Genomic DNA, 21,587 nt, shown 5'->3' with positions numbered 1-21,587 from the left:
ATGTTGATCATGGCGTGGTGTGACATCATCTCGATAGTCCAAAGCTCATGTTCGTCGCTTATCAAAACCCTGAACACCACAAACGAAAAAGCCGCAGCAATGAAACATTGCTGCGGCTTATCTAAATTGGTGGCCCCTCCCAGACTTGAACTGGGGACCTGACGATTATGAGTCTGATTTTTAGCTAAACCCCAGTGAACCTTAATGCACTTTGATATATCTTGGTTGTCGATTAAGTGCCTGATTTATAGTGGTTTAATTTTACTTCTCTTGTTCACTGTAATTCATCGCGTAACTTGGTTATACTTTCAATCTGCTACATATTTGCTACACAGGGAGTGGTATGGCTATCTTATCAAAAATTAATGCGACCTCGATAAAGAACTTAACTGTTGAAGATAAGCGGCTCAACGATACCGAGATTAAGGGCTTCCACGCTCGGATTTCAGCAAAGGGAGCTGTCTCCTATTATCTCTTCTATCGTCACAACGGCAAGCAGGTAAATTTCCTATTAGGCAAGGGCAATGCAATTACTCCTACTCAGGCTCGTGATATGGCTAAAGCCCAAGCAGGCAAGGTTGCATCAGGTGTTAATGTTCAGTCAGATAAAAAAGCAGCTAAAGCAAAAGAGTTAGCCAAAAAGTTTAATAAATTTTCAGTCTATGTCGAAGAGAAGTATCACCCTTGGCTCATTGCTAATAGCACTCGAACAGCCGACCAAATCAAAAGTGTTTTACTTAACAATTTTAAAGAACTCGCTGATATGCAGTTATCAGAGATTTCAGCATGGCACATTGAGCAATGGCGCTCTAAAGCCAAAAAGCTCAATAAAGCTGAAGCAACCATCAACTATAACGTAAACACCTTAAAAGGGGCTTTGAGTCGAGCTGTTGAGTGGGGAGTTATAGACTCTCATGAGTTAAGCAAAGTGAAGGCTTATAAGCTCGACAACAACAGAACTCGCTATCTAGACCCATTAGAAGAGAAAGCTCTGTTAAGTACATTGACCGAACGTGACAAGCTAATAAAGTTAAAGCGTTTGAGTGCTAATGAGCATAGACAAAAGCGCGGTTACCCGCAGCAACCATGCCTTAGCAGTCATACCTACGCAGATCACATCGAGCCAATTGTCATCCTTGCAATGAATACAGGTATGCGAAGAGGGGAGATTTTATCGCTCAAATGGTCGAACATAGATTTTTCAGTAAAAGTGTTAACGATTAAAGGTGAATCGGCAAAGTCTGGTAAAACTAGGCATATTCCACTAAACAATGCAGCCTTCAATGTGCTGACCAAATGGCGTGAGCAAAACCCGTTTACATCTTTTGTATTTGAAGGTAATGAAGGGAAGCCGTTAACCGATTTTAAAAAAGGGTTTGCTAAGGTGGTTGAAGATGCAGAGTTACAGGACTTTCATTTTCATGATTTGAGGCATCATTTTGCTAGTCAATTAGTGATGAAGAGTGTTGATCTAAACACTGTGAGAGAGTTACTTGGTCATGCAGATATGACGATGACATTAAGGTATGCTCACTTAGCACCAGAGCATAAAGCGGCAGCGGTAAACTTGATTGGTTAATACAAGTAAGGGAATGACTTGAAAGCATATTATCGACTATCAGAATTAAATGAAACTTGTGGGCTGTCTGATGCGGATATTCAGTATTTAAGCACAGATACCGAAGTATCATTTTGCCTATACTGCAAATCAACAGATGTGCTGATTGGCGGTTGGGTAAAGGGTAAGTTTAGCTGTTTCGGCCAAGCGAAGTATGCAGGGCTTATTTCAATGACTAAAAATCAGCAAACTGAATTGTTTGAAAAAAGCAAAATATATGTCGGCAGTTCGACCATATTGCAACAAAACAAAATTTCCCATTATTCGACCGACTACCCGTTCACTGTTGAGGTGCCAAATACCGTTATTGAAAAATGGTTAGCTACACCTTTTGATAAGATCCCTTTCGAATACATGCCTTTTTACTTTTATCCTCAAGAGCGTACCAGCATGTTAAAAGAGTTTGAGAACATGTGTAAGGGCGTAGCAAGTAGCAGGGATACATCAACGCCCTGTGAGCCTCCAAAGCCACTTAAGAAAGAGTTATTTCATCATAGCCAGAGCTTTACGCTAGATGATGCCTGCATCACTTCAGAAGAGCTTAAGAAAGCTAATAGTTATTTTTCACGCAATATTCGGAACAATTTAGAAGATGATGAGCCCAAACAGCTCGCGAATTCAACTCAAAAAAATAGTCGCCCTATAGACCTTTTATTGCAGACGATGCTTGAGCAATACCCTGATGAGCAAGCAAGTCAGATTTGGAATCGGCTAGGAGAAGATATTTTGAATGATCCTAGACAGTTTGATACTGACGAAATTATTGATGAAATTGGTAATGATATATTGTACTGGTTCGACATAAAGTCTGAGCTTAAACAGATGAAGAAAAAGAGCTTTTATAATTTAATACGAGAACTGAAAAAAACTTTGTCCTAGCAGTCCTAGCAGTCCTAGAAGGACTCCTAGGACTAGAAACGCCTTTTATTGTCCTCCATGAACTTAAACGTACATGGAGGCAAACATGCCAACAGCAATACCCACCGCAGAAACCAAACGCGCACTATCTGAAATAGAAACAGCCGAATATATCGGTATGAGTCGTTCCTTCCTACGTCAGTCGCGTATGGAAGGTAATCGCGATAATAGAACCCCAGCCCCACCATTTATCAAAATTGGTCGAGCAGTTCGCTATCTTAAAGAAGATTTAGACCAGTGGCTTGATAGTTTTTATCGCATGGAACACTTAGGGCAGAGTGCCATAGGTGGTAAACATGCCTAAGTTAACAAAGGAGCAAAATCGATTTTTAATTTGGCTTTCATTAAATGGCAATCACTTTGAAATTTGCCGTGAAGTAGGCAATTCATACCGAAAAACAAATGGGTTAGATCGCTACGTTAGCAAGCATGGCCAGCGATATAAGTTTGATATGCGAACACTCACTAAACTTGTTAAAGAGGGATTTGTTACCAGTGAGATAGTATTTCCTTTTGGCATTAAGTATGAGCATTACTTTTTGACCGAGCAAGGAGCTAATTACCTATCTAAACTCAGGTTTGGAACTTGCTCAAATGGATAAGTTTCGAAGGAGTAATCTTGTTAAGGCAATGGATAGTGGTGATGAGGTTCTATCACCCTATTTGTCTAAAGTGGAAGGTGCTGATGCTGCTTTTATTTCTAGGAGACTTTCGCTTTTTCCTAATTTGATAAAAAGAACTATATTAGAGGAAGCATTTGCTAAACCAACGCCCTATCTTAGAAATCGTCATATTCTAGACACCACCTCACAGCTGTTTAAGCTTTTACCGAAAAAGTTAGCGCATATGTTTTTTGGTTTTGATGACGATATAAATCTCAAAGCCAAAGAGTGTGCTGAATATTGCAGGCGTATTGTGATAGACCCTAGTGCCGTTCAATTTATCAGCATTCATCATCAAGCGCTCCATGAAACTCAATCTCATATAAATAACAAGGTTAATCTTGGAAGCATGCCAGAAACACTCGGTAGTGACACCGAACAGCTTCTTGCATTTAACCGAATTCATCCCGAAAAATACGGGAATGATACCGAATTGCTTCCCGCAATTGACCAAATCTATCCCGAGAAATGCGGGAATGATACCGAATTGCTTCCTGCAATTGACCAAATCCATCCCGAACAATGCGGGAATGGTGCCGGATTGCTTCCTGCAATTGACCAAGTCCATCCTGAACAATGCGGGAATGATGCCGGATTGCTTCCTGCAATTGACCAAGTCCATCCCGAGAAATGCGGGAATGATACCGAATGGCTTCCTGCATTTAACCAAAGTCAGATAAAAGATTGCTCTGCTGATACAAAGGAGTTGATTGCAGATTTAACTTCGAAGCAACAGCAAACATTGTATGAGTTTCTATCTAGGTACATTGAGTCATTTGGTCTTAAACGGTTAGAGCTGAATCAATCGATTAAAATGTCAGGTTGTATAAAACGGTATTCAGATAAGCGCTGGTGGTTAAAGAAGTTTCGTAAAGTTATTACTCAGGCCAATGAAAAAGCGGCATTACATCTCAATTTTGTTAATAGTAAAAGACAGATTTACGCTAGCAATATCACTACCAAGAACCGAATAACTCAACGGTTGAGAAATGAAGAATTATTGAGTTCTAGCATCATCATTAACGATGCAGGGCAGCGTTACACATTAAAGGAGGTATCAGACCTAAATGTGTCTAATCCAAAAATCAGAAAGGACGAGCTAATTTGCCGTGCTAGAGGCTTTGAAAACTTGGCTAAAGATGAGGGGCATGAGGCGTTATTTATTACCATTACATGTCCTTCAAAGTATCACCGAGCATTTTCAAAATCAGGTGCACCTAATCCTAAATGGCAAGGGCTAATGCCTGATGAAGCCAATGCCTATTTAAATCATCAGTGGCAAAAGACAAGAGCTGAATTCAAGCGAAATGATATCAATCCATATGGTTTTCGTGTGGTTGAGCCACAACATGACGGGACTCCTCATTGGCATATGTTATTTTTTATAGAAGCTGAAAAGCTTGATGCAATGCAAGATATTATTCGTCATTACGCCTTAGAGGTTGATGGTGATGAAAAAGGGGCTCAAGAGAATCGCTGTGACTTTAAGAACATTGACCCAAGTAAGGGCTCTGCTACGGGCTATATTTTAAAATACATCGTTAAAAATATTGATGGTGAAGGTTTAGGTGAAGACCAATTTGGCAATGATTCAGTTTTAGTCGCTCAACGTATTGATGCGTGGGCTTCTTGCTGGTGTATTCGTCAATTTCAGCAAATTGGTGGTGCTAGCGTATCGGTTTGGCGTGAACTGAGAAGACTCCGTGAAAAGCTATTTAAGACAGCTGATGAAAATAATTCTTCAGTGCTAGAGCAAGCAAGGTTTGCAGCGGATAACAGTGATTGGCAAGCTTACACGGCTGCTATGGGAGGTATCTCAATTAACCTAAAAGATAGACCTATCAAATTACATTATGAGCTCAACATTGATGAACAAACTGGTGAGTGCTTACCGAGTTACTATGATGGTGAACTTACCACTAAAATTAAGGGGCTGTGGTTCGCAGGGCAAACGATAGTGACAAGACTGTACCAATGGAGAGTACACAAAGTATAAGTGTTTCAATGAGACTGTTAGGCGTAACATCAAAGTTTCAAGCTAATGCTTTATAATCGTAATGTAAATATCATCAAGTATCACGAAGCTTCCCCTTCTTTCTTAAGCTTCGAAAGTAACAACAATTCAGAATATCTGTTTTTTATCCCTTGATTTGAGAGCTAGCCAGCATGGTTAAAGTGCTTTTACTTGGAGTTCTGTAAATAACTGTACCCTCAACTACTAAAATCTGATTTGATAGATGGTATTCGACTTTCATGCTGACATTTACAAATTATAAATTAAAGTTACCAAAGTAATCAGATAACTGTATGTTGAAAAAGCAGATAGAGAAATATTGGATTCTTGGACTAGATCGAGGTGTTAGAGATCTAATTATAAGGGCATTAATCAACTATTTTTATCTGTTTATATGCTAAAATCTGCTAAATGTCTTCGAAGGAGAAACTAACGTGTTAGATGATAAAACAATACGAAAAGAGCTTAAAATTTATCTAAATTCTAACGCCCCCTTCCCACAAGTAATTGTGGACGAAATGAATGTACATAACGGGAACGCTAGAGCTGACTTGGTGGCCTTCTACGATGAAATACATTGCTTTGAAATTAAGAGTGATAGAGATTCACTTTGCAGACTAAAAAATCAAATTGAGTATTATGATTATACTTTCAACAAGGTATCCATTGTTGTAACAGATAAATTTATAAATAAAATCGACAAACATATACCCTCATACTGGGGGGTTTTACTGGCTAAAATAGAAGATGGTCAGTTAAATTTTTACAAAGAGAGATGTCCGAAAGCAAACCCTAACTGGGAAGCTGAAAAAGCCTTATTATCTCTTTGGAAAAATGAGTTATTAGAATTGGATACTTTAATTAGCAAGAAACATTCAAGCCCTAGAACGTCTAGAGCTGAACTCGCCAAAAAAATAGGTTCAGAATCAAATGGGAATATAGTGTCTCATGAATTATTCAGCCTACTTCGGAAAAGGTTCTTAGGTGATAAGAACCAGAGTGGGAGTTTTCAAATAGAAGAAAAGTGTTCTATGTGACAAGTGACTGTAGTAGTAATCCATTTAGATGCATTACCACACCTGCCGGAATTTCTGCGTGCCACGTCATTTATATAGATTTCGCCATCGGAATTTCCAACCCTGTAAAATCCACATACCTGCACCATTCTTGCAAGGTTAAAATATTGACTATCACCATGAGTTTTTAATGCTCTCCCTCGTGTGATGTAAAGCTCAGTCTCCTTAGTGTAAATAATCCTTGGAGTCTGAACCGTTCGCATTAATTCTACAGCTATATCATTATCTGAATATTCAGGGGAAACAACAGTATAATCACCATAAAAATACTCATCAAAGTCCTTATTCACAACTCCTTGCCATAAGTCCCATTCATCTCTATTTACATGGTTGTCGCTACCAGTAGCTGTTAGTTCTGTAACGACAGCGGGTATACTAGAACTTGTAATAATGACGTGGTTTAAGTTATTAATTTCATTGATTCTAGATAAAAATAAATTCAATTTTGGAAGAATATTCGCTACTATTGAAGCAGTAACAACCCTAAAATCAAAAATCACATCTACCATCATATCTGCAGGAAAGTCAGTTAATACGTCCTCGACTTCATCCTTAGTCAAGTTAAAGCTATCAATATCATCTGACAATAATCTAATCGCAACATTTCCGCCTTTTGAACAGATGTACTTTTTTGCAGCATCTATATGTTCTTGATCTCTATCTAAACCCAATACTGGAGTTATTTCAAATCCAGAAAAGGTATTAAGCACATATTCATATACATACACACCATCGATAAATGTCCCTGCAGGCAAGTCATAAGTATCCAAATAAAAAGGAAGTGGATATTCTTTGTACATTCTGGTTGTATTTACAAAAGCTGTTTTAATTTTTTTCTTTATAGCTCCTTCCGAGTTATCATCACCTCGAGGAATATCTATAAATGGTTTGATTTGATTTTGCGCATCTGAACTTAAGCTTCTTAAAGCAAGAAATTCGTTTTGTTTACCTTTTAGAAAAGGGACGTAGTTCATTTGTTACCCTCAAACAGTATAGTTCTAGTATCAAACTCAGAAATAACATCACTATACAGGCGATAATCTTGTTTATCTCTTCTCAGTCTGCCTGCGACAATGGATGGGTGGACACCAAGTTCATTAGACACTTCAAACAATTTTTCATTGTTCTGTAACCCAAACTTTAGAGAAGTTCTGCTCCATAATCTTCTAGGAATAAAGGCTGTTAAAGCAAATTTATTTGCTTCAATCTCCATATCATTAGTGGATACCTCATCTAAGTTTTCAACTATTGGGCTATCCAGTAAAAGAAAGTGATACTTTAAATGGCCTATTTCGTGCAATAAAGAAAACCAAAAATTATCAAGGCGATTATGCCTCAGGGTCATAGCTATATATGGTCTGCCCGTATTAGTTCTTCCAACCATTCCGTCGATTTTTGCACTATTTACAGTAGGTACATAGACCAAAATCACTCCAATACTCTGTAGGACTTCAGATACAGATTTTATTCCTTCAGCAGTTATTGAAAGTTCTTTTAAACGAGTTATTAAGCGAACATCAATTTTTTCAACATTGAAATCACACCATTTATTAGAAAGTTCTTTAATCATTACTTCTTTAAGAACTACTTTAGACCAGACATCTGCATGAATAGAGTTTGAGTCAGTAGCTTTTTTAAAAAAATTACCGGAGTCTTTAATGCCGCTAACTGAGTATAGTGCGACTAAAGACGACAATTCAGGAGAAGCAATAACTCCACTTTTGGCTAAAGACTTTAGAGGTAATTTATCTTCAACACTCAATAAGTAGTTATATAGATCTATAGTAGGGTTTGACTTGAGTGGGGATGAGTTCACTGTTAGGTCATCAAAGCCATCATAATTTTTTCTAGGCATATACAAACACCTCCGATTTGACTGAGTCCATCTCAAAATAATGCAAATTATCCTTTGTGGGGTCAGGTCCAAAATCAACCATGCCAATTCGTTGATAATAAGTTGCAGCTTGCGGGAGGGAGTGCAATGAAAACCCGTATTGATACAGTAGGTGAGAATCGATATATTTACCAGCTTCCTTGAGTAGCAAGCTACCAAGCCCTTTAAACTGTCGTTGATCTTGTCCTATTACTCGATTCCAAGGAGCAACAGCCAAATAGTCAATGTAGTATACATCTCTATCTTCTATACGACTTTTTTTAGGGTGAAAGATAACAACAACTGCTTGTATGTGGTTATCAATTTCTAAGCTAAACCAAATATAATCACTTGTATTTAAGTGTATTGCTTTATTTATCCAGTCCCAATGACTATCTTGTAGATTATTGTCAGTGATTAGTGCAGCTTGGGTTGTGCTTGGGTTGTCAATTATTAGTTGGGAAAATCTCTTAATAAAAGCATCTGTCCAATCAGATTGAATTTTCATTGTCTTAAGTAAATCTATGCCTTCCTTTACTTCATAAAGGTGAGCTTTTCCATCTTCTCCAGCAACACTTCCATTTGCGATTATATTGATCACGACAAAACTCTGATTAAATTAAGAATTTTTCCATACTACATCATATTTCTCCACTTTCAAAATAACCTTGTTTTTTATCAGTGTAACTAACAACGGTGATAAACATGTTGCTGGCTTATTTTGTTTCGTATTCATTGGATTGTTGCACAGATAAACAAAGAGAAAAAAATGAACGTCATTATAAAACTCACATTGTAGCTGGGAGCCTTAATTATGTAAGCCAAGGAATTACTAGTGCAGTAGAGTAAGAAAATAATTTAAAGATAGGTATGGGCAGTTCTGCATAAAGGCAACTACATGACCGATAAATCTGCTACATATTTGCTACACAGAACTCCAGATGCGAAAAAACCGTAGCAAGTACTAACCTGCTACGGCTTATCTGAATTGGTGGCCCCTCCCAGACTTGAACTGGGGACCTGACGATTATGAGTCGTATGCTCTAACCAACTGAGCTAAGGGGCCGACTTAAGCTAGTCGTCACTAACAAAAGCGGATGCAGTATACGAAGTTTATTTCCGCTTGTCACCTCTGTTTGTACATGAATTTAGCTTAAATGACTCAAGTGGTTATCTGTTAATCAGTCTCCACATTACTGGCGATATGTTTGTTGCTTATGACCCTTTGTGCAAGCTTAAGCATTTTACTCACTGTGAAGCTGAATATTTGAAATGGCTAATGCTAAATGCCGCATATCTTTGCTGGTTATTGAAATTAGTGATTGTTAGCTGTCATTGTTACCAGAAGTTGACGAATGGGTTTTTAAGGTTAATTACTAACGAGAACCGTTATCAATTTCGATAACATGAGTGCAAAAAATGGGCTGTGATGATATTGCGCAATTGCGGGTGTGTTTAATCACTAATTTAACCGATTTTTGTGATTTATCACCGTGATCGAGGTGGTTTTTCTGGGTCGTTGTGTGAGATTGGTTGGTGTGAGGCGGCTTTGGTTTGGGCGGTTGTTCACGTTAACTGTGTGAATTTTGAGCTGATTTAAAGATTCAAACTAAGGGCTACTGTGTTTGCGGTATGTTGATAGATTATNCTGCTAAAAAGATTAAGTAAGGTGTGATTGTGTCAGTCAATAAACTCATGTGCAACCCCCGTTATAACGCACTAACTAGCTCGTGGGTTCGTCTGCTGTTTATGAATAGTTTATCGTTTTAGCGAGGCTTGAGCTTGTATTAAATAAGAAATATGACAAGCGCGGGCAATAAAGATTAACAGAAACTGTTTCGAGATTGATATTTGCGTAACATTCGTGTGCTTCATGAGCATACGACATGTCTGGTCAATAAACTCACCTTGATATATGTCTCGGTTTCCCTGCTAGGGGATAGCGTCGGCATAGCGTTCTTTAGATGGAGCTTATCGAGCTCTTCTCACATATTGATGACATGAATGGGGATTCACATGTTGCAATCTAATTTGACAGTTCTTGCAGATAAATTGGGCCAAGATCTTGAGCCTTCACGAGTTTACACCGATTACCTCCGCCGCATCGCTTGGGGTACTGATGCTTCTTTTTATCAAAAACGACCACAAATCGTTGTCCACCCAAAAACTGAAGCTGAGGCTTCTAGCGTTTTATCACAATGTTATCAAACTAACACGCCAGTGACCTTTAGAGCTGCCGGTACTGCACTTTGCGGTYMRGNCTATTTCTGATTCGGTGTTAATGGTTGCGGGCCTGCATTGGAATAAATTCAAGGTGTTGGACGGCGGGAAAAAAGTACAAATGCAACCTGGGGTTATCGGCGCTAAAATTAATGCCGCATTAGCGCCATTAGGATGGAAGTTTGGCCCTGACCCAGCCACGATTGCCTCTGCAATGGCTGGTGGGATTGTCTCTAACAATGCTTCTGGCATGAACTGTGGTACTCATCATAATTCATATAAGTTAATTGATTCGGCCAGAATCGTTTTTGCTGATGGTTCAATTTTAGATACGGCAAGTGAGCAAAGCCGTGAGGCGTTTAAAAAAGAACACCCAGAGATGGTACAAGGTATTGAATCTATTCGCGATGACATTATGTCTAACGATGCCTTAGTGCAGCGTATTAAGCGTAAGTATTCAATTAAGAATGTGACCGGTTTTGGTATGAACTCTTTTGTTGAACACCATGACCCTATCGACATTATTTTGCATCTTATGGTGGGCTCAGAAGGTGCGCTTGGTTTCCTTTCTGAAATCACGTTGAACAGTGTAGAGAAAAAAAGCCATTCGGCTTCTGCAATGGTTTACTTTGATTCATTGCGTGGCGCTTGTGAGTCGATTGTTGAGCTACGCAGAGAAGCATTTAACGAGACCAACGCTGCAGAGCTATTAGACAATTTTGCGCTTAAAGCGGTTGCTGAGTCTAAATATGACACGCCAGATTTTTTAAATGATGTGCATAAAGATGTCACGGCAGTATTGTTTGAAACCTTTGGTGATAACCAAGAGCAGATTGATGCTAACGTTGCCAAAATGTCTGCCATTATGAAAAAGCACGGCTTATATCGTGATGTTGAGTTTACTCAAGATGCCGCTGAAATCACTAATATGTGGGCTATTCGTAAAGCGATTTTCCCATTAGCGGGTTCAATGAGACCTGTTGGAACATCTTGTATTATTGAAGATATTGCGTTTCCAATTGAAGTGTTACCTCAAGCGACAATCGACTTACAAAACTTGTCATTTAAACATGGTTATGACGATGCGGTAATTTATGGTCATGCGCTAGAGGGTAACTATCATGTTATTTTTGCTCAAGACTTTTCGACTCAAGCTGAAGTCGACCGTTTTGATGGCTTTATGCAAGCGGTTGTTGACCTTGTCGTAGGGTATGACGGTTCGCTTAAAGCTGAACACGGTACTGGATTTGGTATGGCTGCATTTGTTGAAAAAGAATGGGGCACCGAAGTCTACGACTTAATGAAACGAGTGAAAAACACCCTCGACCCAAGCGGTATTTTAAATCCAGGCGTGATTATTAATGATGATCCATTTTGTCATGCCAAAGGCTTTAAACCTATGCCGGCCATACACGACATTGTTGATAAATGCATTGAATGTGGCTTCTGCGAACCGCACTGTGTCGCCCATGGTTTGACCCTGTCTCCTCGTCAACGTACTGCTGTTTCAAGGGTGATGAAAACCCTAGAGACAACAGGCAAAGAGCCTGAAGTATTGGCCGAGTTGAAAAAGAATTATCCTTACTACGCAATTGATACCTGTGCGGCTGATGGTTTATGTAAATTGGGTTGCCCAATGGGCATTGATACCGGTAAATATGTCAAAGTGCTGCGCGCTGAAGGCGCAAGCAGTATGGATAAGAAAATCTCAGACTTTACCGCTGATCGTTTTGGCACAATGGAGTCTGTCGCTCGATTTGCTTTAGGTGCAACAGACATTTCTCGTAAAATTATCGGTGAATCTGGTATGGGGGCAATCACTAAGATTGTTCGCAGTATTGCACCGGGTATGCCTGTGCCATTATGGACAGAAGGTATGCCTACGCGTGGTAAAGCATTGCCAAAAACTAAGACTCAGGGAGACATAAAAGCAGTATATTTCCCTGCGTGTTTGAACCGTATGATGGGCACCAGTGCTAAGCATGACGACCAACGCTCACTGCCTGAAACGATTGTGAGTCTATTCGAAAAGGCCAACATCGAAATGGTGTCTGGTGAGAAGCCTAAGGGCTTGTGTTGTGGTCAACCTTGGGAGTCTTATGGTCATGATGAAGCGGCTGATCGTAAATCTGATGAGCTTTCAAAGTGGTTATTACAGGCGTCAAACAATGGCGAATATCCTATCTTGGTGGCAACAACCGCTTGCCTTGAAAGAATGCGCCGTGCTTGTGATAGCCGTTTGAAAATGTACGGTCCTGAAGAGTTTGCCTTTGAGTTTTTGGTTGATCGCCTTTCAATCAATAAAATTGTCGATAAAATTGCAGTGCATCCAACATGTACAACTCGTAAGTTAGGCATGGCTGAGAAACTCGCAGATTTAGCCCGTCTGTGCGCTACAGATGTTGTGGTTCCCGAAAAAGTGGGCTGCTGTGGTATGGCGGGTAACCGTGGTATGAATTACCCTGAGCTCAATGAGCATGGTTTACGCCACTTAAAAGAGGAAACAAAGGATAAGGGTTGTACCCATGGTTATTCTGTTTCAGCGACTTGTGATGTTGGTTTAACCACCCACTCCGGTATCCCGTATAAAAATATCTTAACGTTACTCGATAAGGCATCGAGCAGAAAGCAACTGTAACAGGTTGATTTCAATTACAGCTCACGCAATTGCGTGGGCTTTTTTTGGGCTTGCACGCAATAAAAAACCCAGCAATTTAGCTGGGTTTTTTGATGTTGCCTTTGCAGACTATGACGATTATTTATTCGTCTAGGAAAGACTTCAAAATCTCTGAGCGAGAAGGGTGACGTAACTTACGTAACGCTTTAGCTTCAATCTGACGAATACGTTCACGTGTTACGTCAAACTGTTTGCCCACTTCTTCTAATGTGTGGTCGGTGTTCATGTCGATACCGAAACGCATACGCAGTACTTTTGCTTCACGGGCTGTTAAGCCGGCTAGCACTTCGTGAGTGGCGTTCTTTAGACTTTCGCTTGTGGCTGAGTCTAATGGTAGCTCGAGGGTCGTGTCCTCGATAAAATCACCTAAATGCGAATCTTCATCGTCACCGATTGGGGTTTCCATTGAGATTGGCTCTTTAGCGATTTTAAGTACCTTACGGATCTTATCTTCAGGCATCATCATACGTTCTGCCAATTCTTCAGGAGACGGCTCGCGGCCCATTTCTTGAAGCATTTGACGTGAAATACGGTTCAGCTTGTTGATGGTTTCGATCATGTGTACCGGAATACGGATCGTACGTGCTTGGTCTGCAATCGAGCGAGTAATCGCCTGACGGATCCACCAGGTTGCATAAGTTGAGAACTTATAACCACGACGGTATTCAAACTTATCAACCGCTTTCATTAAGCCGATGTTACCTTCCTGGATTAAGTCCAAGAACTGTAAACCACGGTTGGTGTACTTTTTCGCAATAGAGATAACCAGACGTAAGTTGGCTTCAACCATTTCTTTCTTAGCACGACGTGCTTTGGCTTCACCAATCGACATACGACGGTTAATGTCTTTAATACCTGCGATGGTTAAATCGGTTTCTTCTTCAATCGCGAGTAGCTTGCCAACACAACGTGCAACGTCATCTTCGATCATACGAAGACCTTCAGCGTAAGGCTTACTGCTGGCTTTTTCGGTTTCAAACCAAGTTAGATTAGTTTCATTACCGGTAAATGCTTTGATGAAGTTTTTCTTCGGCATTTTAGCTTGTTCAACACAAAGCTTGATCACTAGACGCTCTTGAACACGAACGCGATCCATCATGTTGCGCATGCTTTTTACTAAACGGTCAAACTGTTTAGGCACAAGGCGGAATTCTTTGAATAACTCACCGATAACAAATAAAGAACCAATGGCTTCAGGGTGGTCACGGCCTTTTTCAGCAATAATGCCTAAGCTTTTTTCGTAAGCTTCTCTTAATTGAGTAAACTTCTCTTTAGCTTCTTCAGGATCCGGGCCTTTGTTGCCTTCTTCTTCGTCGTCAGAATCATCGTCATCGTCGTCATCATCGTCATCATCGTCATCATCACGATCATCTTCAGAGAGTTCAGAGCCGATGTTTGTTGCTGTTGGGGCAACATCGTCTTCGTCAGGATTGATAAATCCAGAGATAATATCAGACAAGCGTAATTCGTCAGCTTCATACTGGTCGAATTGCTCTAAGATCATTGCAATCGCTTGAGGGTATTCACTCACAGAGCTCTGTACAGTGTTGATACCTTCTTCAATACGCTTAGCAATAACAATTTCGCCTTCGCGAGTAAGTAGCTCAACTGTACCCATTTCACGCATGTACATACGCACAGGGTCAGTGGTACGGCCTAACTCACTTTCTACGGTTGCGAGTGCTGCTGCAGCTTCTTCTGCAGCATCTTCGTCTGTGTTGTCTTCCGACATCATCATGTCATCGGCATCTGGCGCTTCTTCAAAAACGCGGATACCCATGTCATTTATCATCTGGATAATATCTTCAATCTGATCTGAATCGACCATGTCTGCTGGTAAGTGGTCGTTCACTTCAGCATAGGTTAAGTAACCTTGCTCTTTACCTTTAGCGAGCAACAGTTTGAGTTGCGACTGCGGAGTGTGATCCATAGATATCATCCAAGTTTGGGTAACTGATAAAACGATAGGCCATTTAGCCGAGCTAAAGTGGCGCGCAAATCGTCAATTATAACTGTGTGGACTAATCTTAGCTAGTCCATGGCAGCGTTTTGTACGCAGATTGTTGAACAATCAATGAGTACTATGTTGCCTTGCCTTTTATTATCGAAATCAGCTTTGTTAGTTGAAGCTTTTCAACTTTGGTCAAAGTCTGCTTAAGGCTTAGTTCCTGATAAAGTTGTTCAATTGATTGATTGTATAACCAAATCAGGGTTTGTTTAAACTCTAGCAATACGTTTTCATCCGCCACTTGATGGTCCCATTGGGCTAGCTTTATTAGAGTGCTTTTTTGTTCATGCTCTCTATGTAGTTCAAGTAGTTGTGCGCTGTTTAACGATTGTTCACGAGTTATTTCTAACAAGTGCCCGAGTAATTCAACTCCAGGCATTTTTAGTCGTTTTAATGCTGCTTGCTCTTTTAATCCAAACCCTAAATGAGGGTGTTGAACCAACAGAGCAATGGCTAGCCTTAATGGTGTGCCACGGCCTTGTAAGCCTTTTGCATTAAGTGGTTGTGCTTTTTTTACCGCAAAACCTAATTTTTTCTTTAAATCTTCGCTACTGTTCATGCCCAGTTTGTGTGCTAAATTTTCTAGCAACAAATTTTGTAGGACAGTATCTTGTACCTTTTCAATTAGGCCAATAGCTTGCTTGGCTAATGCCCCTTTGTCTGCACCATGGTTGTTACTTAACGTGTCAAAAAGAAACTCCGGTAGTAACATGGCTTGCTGCATTAATGTTTCAAATGCATCTTTACCAATTTTTCTGACCATGGTGTCAGGGTCTTCGCCTTGAGGCAAAAACATGAATTTTACTTGGTCGCCAGGTTTGAGCAGTGGCAGGGCTGTTTCTAGTGCTCGCCATGCTGCTTCTCGACCGGCTCTGTCGCCGTCATAACAACAAATCACTTGTTTAGCACTACGCACTAAAAGCTGAAATTGTTCAGCTGTGGTTGCCGTGCCTAGTGAGGCTACCGCATAATCTACCCCAAATTGCGCTAGGGCGACTACATCCATATAGCCTTCAACAATTAAAACGTGCTGTGGATCGCGGTGTTTTTGCTTGAGCTCATATAAACCATAAAGCTCATTACCCTTATGAAATATGGGCGTTTCTGGAGAATTCAAGTATTTTGGGGTACCTTCACCCAAAACACGTCCACCAAATCCGACAACGCGACCTCTGCGATCACGGATTGGGAACATTAATCTGTCACGAAAACGGTCATAACGTTTGCCGTTATCGTTGGCAATGAGCATGCCTGCTGTCAGTAATTTATCTTGTGCGGCTTGATTTTGGCGGTAACGTCCAAGTAAACCGTCCCAGCCATCGGGGGCAAACCCAATACCGAATTGTTCAACTACGTCGTTTGATAAGCCTCTAAACTCAAGGTAATCAATTACTTTTTGTTTATCTTGGTGTTGTCTTAACTGGCTTTGGTAGAAGATATTGGCTTCTTCCATCAATTGGTATAAATCGCGGCTTAAACCTTGGTCTGGCCTTTTTCCTGTACCTTGCTCTCTTGGTACGGATAATCCGAGTTGACTTGCAAGTTCTTCAATGGCATCAACAAATTCGAGGCGATCGTATTCCATGACAAAGTCAATAGCATTGCCGTGGGCGCCGCAGCCAAAACAATGGTAAAACTGTTTATCTCTGCTGACGGTGAAAGAAGGTGATTTTTCACTATGAAAAGGGCAGCAAGCCGAGTGGTTTTTACCGGCTTTTTTCAAAGGGACTTTGCGATCAATTAGATCAACAATGTCAATGCGAGCTATAAGCTCATTGATAAAATCACGAGGTATCGCCATTGATTGCTATTGTTCTCGAATTTACTTTATCAACTGATTTAAACAAACAAGCCGTGCAAGTGCACGGCTTATTCAACATTAAAAAGCAATTATTTCAATTTAGCACGTATCATGGCGCCAATAGCACCTAAATCTGCACGACCTTGAACTTTTGATTTTAATGCTCCCATTACTTTACCCATATCCGCCATGGATGCAGCACCAACTTCGGCAATAGTGGCATCGATAATCGTTGCAACTTCTTCTTCGGTTAGTTGTTGTGGTAAAAAAGCTTCAATAACTTGAATCTCTTCTGCCTCTGCTGCGGCTAACTCCGGACGTCCGGCTGCTTCATACTGAGCAATCGAATCGCGACGTTGTTTGACCATTTTGGTTAATACAGCTATCGCTTGTTCATCATTCAGAGATTCGCGGGTATCCACTTCAATCTGTTTGATGGCGGCAAGTGCCATACGAATTGTCCCCAAGCGCACTTTTTCTTTAGCGCGCATGGCTTCTTTCATTTGGTCTTTTAGCTGATCGGTTAAGTTCATAATGAGATTAGTATAAACGTACGCGACGTGCGTTTTCGCGAGAAAGCTTTTTAGCTAAACGCTTAACTGCAGCAGCTTTTGCACGCTTACGAGCAGTAGTTGGCTTCTCGTAGAATTCACGAGCACGCACGTCAGCTAAAATACCAGCTTTTTCACAAGAGCGCTTGAAACGACGAAGAGCTACGTCGAATGGTTCGTTTTCACGTACTTTAATAATTGGCATACGCCATCACCCCTTAGGTGTAGTTATGTTGGTTGGCTAAGTCTACGGTTTAAATTTTGCTGGCATAAATTAATGACAGACATTAAACAGCAGGACCTCAACTCAATCCAAAGGCTATTTAAAATGGTGCGGAATTTTACACCGAGCAGCGTCCATTTGTAAACCCCTGATTGAGTTTCTCTTTGACTAAGGCCTAACACTTTCATTTTTTTATAATTATCGGCTTTAATGCTGAAATGTTGGAGTATTTAAGCTGACACGGGTAGAATTAGCGGCCTTATTTTTGATGAAGACGAGAGATTATGCGGGTTATAGGTATAGAAACATCTTGTGATGAGACTGGGATTGCGGTGTATGACGATAAGTTAGGCTTAATGTCGCATGTCCTCTATAGCCAAGTTAAGTTGCACGCCGATTATGGCGGTGTGGTGCCTGAGCTCGCATCTCGTGATCATGTTCGTAAAATTGTGCCATTAATCAAGCAGGCCTTAAGTGAAGCTAATTCAAGCTTAGATGATATCGACGGTGTTGCTTATACCAAGGGGCCTGGTCTTATTGGTGCTTTGCTGGTTGGCGCTTGTGTTGGGCGCTCTTTAGCTTATGCTTGGAACAAGCCTGCTGTGGGTGTCCACCATATGGAAGGGCATTTATTAGCTCCTATGTTAGAAGATGATGCTCCTGAATTTCCGTTTATTGCGCTTTTAGTGTCTGGCGGCCATTCGATGTTGGTACAAGTTGAAGGCATTGGCCGTTATCAGGTATTAGGAGAGTCGGTTGATGATGCAGCCGGTGAAGCATTTGATAAAACCGCTAAATTAATGGGATTAGATTACCCAGGTGGACCGCGCCTGGCCAAGTTGGCTCAGGAAGGATTACCAGCAGGTTATAAGTTTCCACGGCCTATGACAGACAGACCCGGTTTAGACTTTAGTTTTTCTGGTTTAAAAACGTTTACCGCAAATACCATTGCCGCTGAACCAGATGATCACCAAACTCGTGCGAATATTGCCCGTGCTTTTGAAGAGGCTGTGGTGGATACATTGGCCATTAAGTGTAAGCGAGCCTTAAAACAAACGGGTTACAAACGATTAGTGATTGCAGGCGGCGTGAGTGCAAATACACGTTTACGCGAATCATTAGCAAAAATGATGACTAATTTGGGCGGTAAAGTGTATTACCCTCGTGGTGAGTTTTGCACCGATAATGGCGCCATGATTGCCTATGCGGGTATACAAAGGTTACGTGCAGGGCAAGTTGAAGATTTAGCCGTTAAAGGTCAACCTCGCTGGCCATTAGATACTTTGCCTGCTGTTGATTAAACTTTAGCTTGGCGATATGAAAACCTAACGCTTGGTGGAGTTAGGTTTTTTTATGGATTTTTTTCGGGAAACTTTAGTTTCTTCACCAATTCGTAAACGGCCTATATTGTCTTTATGGCGGATCAAAATAAGCGTTGAAAGCATCGCTACTGGTAAAATAAATCTATCATCTAGCCACCAAGTATAAAAAGGTGCCAACGTTGCCGCAGCCATTGCCGCAACAGATGAGTAGCGAGTGATTAACACAACCACCACCCAGGTTAAAATAAGGCACAGTGCTAAATCGCCACCAATGGGAGCCATTGCGCCAAATGCCGTCGCCACACCTTTGCCGCCTTTAAAACCAAAAAACAGTGGGAAGATGTGTCCAAGACAAGCGCACACGGCAATAAAACCGAGCGATGCGGCATCCAAACCCATTTTATAACCGAGATAAGAGGGAAGTGCGCCTTTTAGCATGTCAAAAAACAGCACTAATCCTGCTGAACTAACGCCCCCTATGCGCAATACATTTGTCGCCCCAGGATTACCAGAACCACTGGTTCTTGGGTCAGGTAAACCTCTTATTTTACAAACCAATACGGCACTTGAGATCGAACCTGCTAAATAAGCGGCTATGATCATCAATATTGTGACAATAACGGTGTTCAAATTGGTTTCCTTAGTCTTCTTAGGGTATCATCGCGCATTGATTTGCAAGTCTGCAATAAACTGTGCTGACTCTGGGCAAATTCACATCAGTAAAAAGATGTTAATTGCACAATAGCGCTTATCCTACTGCTTTAATTCATTAGGAAAAAGGTTAAATGTGTATTATTAAGCATATAATCGGTAATAAAGTTTGATTAGGATGATCTTAGGGTCTTTTTCAGTCGTTCAAGGTGGGTAGTTACATGGATAAGGTGCTTATACGTCAGTTAGCCATAGAAACCGTGATAGGTATCTATGACTGGGAAAAAAAGCTTCATCAAACATTATTAATTGATTTAGATATGGCGTGGGACAACCGTCTAGCGGCTGCCAGTGACAATTATGAGCATGCGTTGTGTTATGAAACCGTATCGAATCGATTAACGGCTTTGGTTACAGAAAAACCTATCGAATTGATTGAAACCGTTGCGGAAATGATTGCCGACTGCCTTCAAGATGAATTTAACGTGCCTTGGGTAAAAGTTGTCGTAATGAAACCCGGTGCAGTGCCACATGCCGCATCTGTGGGTGTTGAGATTGAACGTGGCCGTATTTAACAGTGTTTCTATATATTTTATTCGCAATTTAGGTTAGCTAATGGCACGTATTTACATCAGTTTAGGCACGAACATATCGCCTGAAGAACACCTTAACGCTGGCTTATTAGATCTTCAGCAATATTTTGGTCCTTTGCAGTTGTCGCGGGTATTTGAAAGTGAATCTGTTGGTTTTAAAGGCACCAACTTTTTAAATATGGTGGCAGTGGCTGAAACCGAACTGAGCATTGCTGAGGTTGTTGCAACGTTTAAGCGTATTGAACAAGCGAATGGGCGAATTAAAGGTGAAAAAAAGTTCAGCCCTCGTAGCCTAGATATTGATTTACTTTTATATGATGACAAGATCTGTGAAACGCCAGTAGAGCTGCCTCGTGGTGAAATTTTATTTAATGCCTTTGTACTATGGCCTCTTGCTGAGGTTGCCCCTAATTTGAAGCATCCAGTCGTGCAAAAGAGCTATCTCACACTGTGGCAAGCTTATGACAAACAACGTCAAAAATTATGGCCTATAGCGTTTGAGTTCCCTGCTGAGTTACAACCCAATATAACATTATCAACCCTTTAAAGCGTGGTTCTTCACAAGGAAAAATATGGAAACGTTTCAAGTTATTCTGCTGGCATTAATTCAAGGTTTAACCGAGTTTTTACCGATTTCTAGCTCGGCACATTTAATTTTACCGTCGCAACTTTTAGGTTGGTCTGATCAAGGCTTATCGTTTGATGTTGCGGTCAATACCGGCTCTTTATTTGCGGTAGTGATTTACTTTCGCCACGATATTGTTGCCTTAGCTAAAGCTTGGTTTATTAGTCTTGCAGGCAAACCCAGCGAGGGAAGTAAGCTGGCTTGGTGGATTATTTTAGCGACAATTCCTGCAGTGATTGTCGGTTTTACGGCTAAAGAGTTTATTGAAACTCATTTTAGAAACACACTTGTAATAGCAACGACCACCATTGTGTTTGGTTTGTTGTTATGGTTTGCCGACAGGATGTCAAAAGCGCAATTAAACGAGTTTCAAATGGGTTGGAAAAAAGCGTTGTTGATAGGTGTCGCTCAAGCAATGGCGCTTATTCCTGGTACATCACGTTCAGGGGCTACGATGACCGCAGCACTTATGCTTGGTTTAACCCGTGAAGCAGCTGCACGATTTTCATTTTTAATGTCGATACCAGTGAGTTTTGGTGCAGCACTATTAGTGACTAAAGATTTAGTTCAAAGCCCTGCGGCAATCGATTATCAGGCACTTGGATTAGGGGTTGTGGTGTCGTTTGTATCGGCTTATTTATGTATTCACTACTTCTTAAAATTTATTAGCCAGATTGGTATGACCCCATTTGTGATTTATCGCCTACTATTAGGAGGTTTATTACTGGGGATGCTTTACCTTTAAGGTAATGAGC

19 protein-coding genes and 1 tRNA gene are annotated in these 21,587 nt (G+C 40.7%); 11 read left to right on the top strand and 9 right to left on the bottom strand.

Annotated elements, in window-relative coordinates:
• Positions 1-343: 343 nt before the first annotated feature.
• From PQR79_RS10365 to PQR79_RS10340, 6 genes are all read left to right on the top strand, one after another.
• Positions 344-1,579, top strand: a complete 1,236-nt coding sequence (locus tag PQR79_RS10365) for a site-specific integrase (RefSeq protein WP_238102565.1) — start codon at positions 344-346, stop codon at positions 1,577-1,579.
• Between the two features lie 18 nt (positions 1,580-1,597).
• Positions 1,598-2,497: a hypothetical protein gene (locus PQR79_RS10360; protein WP_238102566.1), complete on the top strand. Its 900-nt coding sequence runs from the start codon at positions 1,598-1,600 to the stop codon at positions 2,495-2,497.
• Between the two features lie 85 nt (positions 2,498-2,582).
• Complete coding sequence (locus PQR79_RS10355) at positions 2,583-2,840, top strand: helix-turn-helix transcriptional regulator (protein ID WP_238102567.1); 258 nt, start codon at positions 2,583-2,585, stop codon at positions 2,838-2,840.
• Positions 2,833-3,138, top strand: coding sequence for a hypothetical protein (locus tag PQR79_RS10350; protein ID WP_238102568.1), 306 nt, complete (start codon positions 2,833-2,835; stop codon positions 3,136-3,138). Before PQR79_RS10355 ends, PQR79_RS10350 begins: the two co-directional genes overlap by 8 nt.
• Positions 3,131-5,194 carry a replication endonuclease gene (locus PQR79_RS10345; protein ID WP_238102569.1) on the top strand — a complete coding sequence of 688 codons (2,064 nt, stop codon included), beginning with the start codon at positions 3,131-3,133 and terminating at the stop codon, positions 5,192-5,194. Before PQR79_RS10350 ends, PQR79_RS10345 begins: the two co-directional genes overlap by 8 nt.
• A 452-nt stretch (positions 5,195-5,646) precedes the next feature.
• Positions 5,647-6,249 carry a sce7726 family protein gene (locus tag PQR79_RS10340; RefSeq protein ID WP_238102570.1) on the top strand — a complete coding sequence of 201 codons (603 nt, stop codon included), beginning with the start codon at positions 5,647-5,649 and terminating at the stop codon, positions 6,247-6,249.
• On the opposite strand, the gene PQR79_RS10335 is transcribed toward PQR79_RS10340, so the two are convergent.
• The 4 genes from PQR79_RS10335 to PQR79_RS10320 all read right to left on the bottom strand — a co-directional run bounded on the left by PQR79_RS10335 (position 6,222) and on the right by PQR79_RS10320 (position 9,227).
• A complete protein-coding gene (locus tag PQR79_RS10335; RefSeq protein ID WP_238102571.1) occupies positions 6,222-7,262 on the bottom strand; it encodes a beta family protein in 1,041 nt (346 codons plus the stop codon). The genes PQR79_RS10340 and PQR79_RS10335 overlap by 28 nt on opposite strands.
• Positions 7,259-8,143, bottom strand: coding sequence for an ImmA/IrrE family metallo-endopeptidase (locus tag PQR79_RS10330; RefSeq protein ID WP_238102572.1), 885 nt, complete (start codon positions 8,141-8,143; stop codon positions 7,259-7,261). The genes PQR79_RS10335 and PQR79_RS10330 overlap by 4 nt, the downstream gene beginning before the upstream one ends.
• Positions 8,136-8,762: a GNAT family N-acetyltransferase gene (locus tag PQR79_RS10325; RefSeq protein ID WP_238102573.1), complete on the bottom strand. Its 627-nt coding sequence runs from the start codon at positions 8,760-8,762 to the stop codon at positions 8,136-8,138. The genes PQR79_RS10330 and PQR79_RS10325 overlap by 8 nt, the downstream gene beginning before the upstream one ends.
• 388 nt (positions 8,763-9,150) lie before the next feature.
• Positions 9,151-9,227 (bottom strand) — tRNA-Ile (locus PQR79_RS10320).
• A 1,215-nt stretch (positions 9,228-10,442) separates the two neighbouring features.
• Here PQR79_RS10320 and PQR79_RS10315 point away from each other — a divergent pair.
• Positions 10,443-13,019 (top strand): FAD-binding and (Fe-S)-binding domain-containing protein, encoded by a 2,577-nt coding sequence (locus PQR79_RS10315; RefSeq protein ID WP_274408475.1) that lies wholly within the window; start codon positions 10,443-10,445, stop codon positions 13,017-13,019.
• 121 nt (positions 13,020-13,140) lie between these two features.
• Here the strand turns inward: PQR79_RS10315 and rpoD are convergent, their stop codons facing one another.
• From rpoD to rpsU, 4 genes are all read right to left on the bottom strand, one after another.
• Entirely contained in the window at positions 13,141-14,988 is a 1,848-nt protein-coding gene (rpoD, locus tag PQR79_RS10310; protein ID WP_238102575.1) for an RNA polymerase sigma factor RpoD, read from the bottom strand.
• A gap of 151 nt (positions 14,989-15,139) precedes the next feature.
• The gene (dnaG, locus tag PQR79_RS10305; protein ID WP_238102576.1) at positions 15,140-16,867 is read right to left on the bottom strand and encodes a DNA primase; all 1,728 of its coding nucleotides are present in this window, start codon (positions 16,865-16,867) and stop codon (positions 15,140-15,142) included.
• Positions 16,868-16,956: 89 nt separating this feature from the next.
• Positions 16,957-17,400, bottom strand: a complete 444-nt coding sequence (locus PQR79_RS10300; RefSeq protein ID WP_238102577.1) for a GatB/YqeY domain-containing protein — start codon at positions 17,398-17,400, stop codon at positions 16,957-16,959.
• Positions 17,401-17,407: 7 nt separating this feature from the next.
• Positions 17,408-17,623: a 30S ribosomal protein S21 gene (gene rpsU / locus PQR79_RS10295; RefSeq protein WP_006080725.1), complete on the bottom strand. Its 216-nt coding sequence runs from the start codon at positions 17,621-17,623 to the stop codon at positions 17,408-17,410.
• A gap of 302 nt (positions 17,624-17,925) precedes the next feature.
• On the opposite strand from rpsU, the gene tsaD reads away from it, so the two are divergent.
• The gene (tsaD, locus tag PQR79_RS10290; RefSeq protein ID WP_238102578.1) at positions 17,926-18,942 is read left to right on the top strand and encodes a tRNA (adenosine(37)-N6)-threonylcarbamoyltransferase complex transferase subunit TsaD; all 1,017 of its coding nucleotides are present in this window, start codon (positions 17,926-17,928) and stop codon (positions 18,940-18,942) included.
• A gap of 24 nt (positions 18,943-18,966) precedes the next feature.
• On the opposite strand, the gene plsY is transcribed toward tsaD, so the two are convergent.
• On the bottom strand, positions 18,967-19,593 hold the full coding sequence (gene plsY, locus PQR79_RS10285) for a glycerol-3-phosphate 1-O-acyltransferase PlsY (RefSeq protein WP_238102579.1): 627 nt from the start codon (positions 19,591-19,593) through the stop codon (positions 18,967-18,969).
• A 242-nt stretch (positions 19,594-19,835) separates the two neighbouring features.
• Between plsY and folB the strand changes: the two genes are divergently transcribed.
• Genes folB through PQR79_RS10270 form a run of 3 tightly spaced genes read left to right on the top strand, consistent with a single transcriptional unit; the run spans position 19,836 to position 21,577 of the window.
• Positions 19,836-20,189, top strand: a complete 354-nt coding sequence (gene folB / locus PQR79_RS10280; protein ID WP_238102580.1) for a dihydroneopterin aldolase — start codon at positions 19,836-19,838, stop codon at positions 20,187-20,189.
• 40 nt (positions 20,190-20,229) lie between these two features.
• Complete coding sequence (gene folK / locus PQR79_RS10275; RefSeq protein ID WP_238102581.1) at positions 20,230-20,754, top strand: 2-amino-4-hydroxy-6-hydroxymethyldihydropteridine diphosphokinase; 525 nt, start codon at positions 20,230-20,232, stop codon at positions 20,752-20,754.
• A gap of 25 nt (positions 20,755-20,779) precedes the next feature.
• Complete coding sequence (locus PQR79_RS10270; protein WP_238102582.1) at positions 20,780-21,577, top strand: undecaprenyl-diphosphate phosphatase; 798 nt, start codon at positions 20,780-20,782, stop codon at positions 21,575-21,577.
• The last annotated feature ends 10 nt before the right edge of the window (positions 21,578-21,587 follow it).

This window comes from Shewanella metallivivens (assembly GCF_028750675.1).
Taxonomy (GTDB): Bacteria; Pseudomonadota; Gammaproteobacteria; order Enterobacterales; family Shewanellaceae; genus Shewanella; species Shewanella metallivivens.
Note: the sequence above shows the minus strand (reverse complement) of the source record. Positions and strands in the feature narration are given on the sequence as shown.

Bases quoted from the DNA above. Each gene is read 5' to 3' on its own strand.
- PQR79_RS10365 (WP_238102565.1), top strand. From the start codon at position 344: ATGGCTATCTTATCAAAAATTAATGCGACCTCGATAAAGAACTTAACT.
- PQR79_RS10355 (WP_238102567.1), top strand. From the start codon at position 2,583: ATGCCAACAGCAATACCCACCGCAGAAACCAAACGCGCACTATCTGAA.
- PQR79_RS10350 (WP_238102568.1), top strand. From the start codon at position 2,833: ATGCCTAAGTTAACAAAGGAGCAAAATCGATTTTTAATTTGGCTTTCA.
- PQR79_RS10345 (WP_238102569.1), top strand. From the start codon at position 3,131: ATGGATAAGTTTCGAAGGAGTAATCTTGTTAAGGCAATGGATAGTGGT.
- PQR79_RS10335 (WP_238102571.1), bottom strand. From the start codon at position 7,262: ATGAACTACGTCCCTTTTCTAAAAGGTAAACAAAACGAATTTCTTGCT.
- PQR79_RS10330 (WP_238102572.1), bottom strand. From the start codon at position 8,143: ATGCCTAGAAAAAATTATGATGGCTTTGATGACCTAACAGTGAACTCA.
- PQR79_RS10315 (WP_274408475.1), top strand. From the start codon at position 10,443: ATGGTTGCGGGCCTGCATTGGAATAAATTCAAGGTGTTGGACGGCGGG.
- rpoD (WP_238102575.1), bottom strand. From the start codon at position 14,988: ATGGATCACACTCCGCAGTCGCAACTCAAACTGTTGCTCGCTAAAGGT.
- dnaG (WP_238102576.1), bottom strand. From the start codon at position 16,867: ATGGCGATACCTCGTGATTTTATCAATGAGCTTATAGCTCGCATTGAC.
- PQR79_RS10300 (WP_238102577.1), bottom strand. From the start codon at position 17,400: ATGAACTTAACCGATCAGCTAAAAGACCAAATGAAAGAAGCCATGCGC.
- rpsU (WP_006080725.1), bottom strand. From the start codon at position 17,623: ATGCCAATTATTAAAGTACGTGAAAACGAACCATTCGACGTAGCTCTT.
- tsaD (WP_238102578.1), top strand. From the start codon at position 17,926: ATGCGGGTTATAGGTATAGAAACATCTTGTGATGAGACTGGGATTGCG.
- folB (WP_238102580.1), top strand. From the start codon at position 19,836: ATGGATAAGGTGCTTATACGTCAGTTAGCCATAGAAACCGTGATAGGT.
- folK (WP_238102581.1), top strand. From the start codon at position 20,230: ATGGCACGTATTTACATCAGTTTAGGCACGAACATATCGCCTGAAGAA.
- PQR79_RS10270 (WP_238102582.1), top strand. From the start codon at position 20,780: ATGGAAACGTTTCAAGTTATTCTGCTGGCATTAATTCAAGGTTTAACC.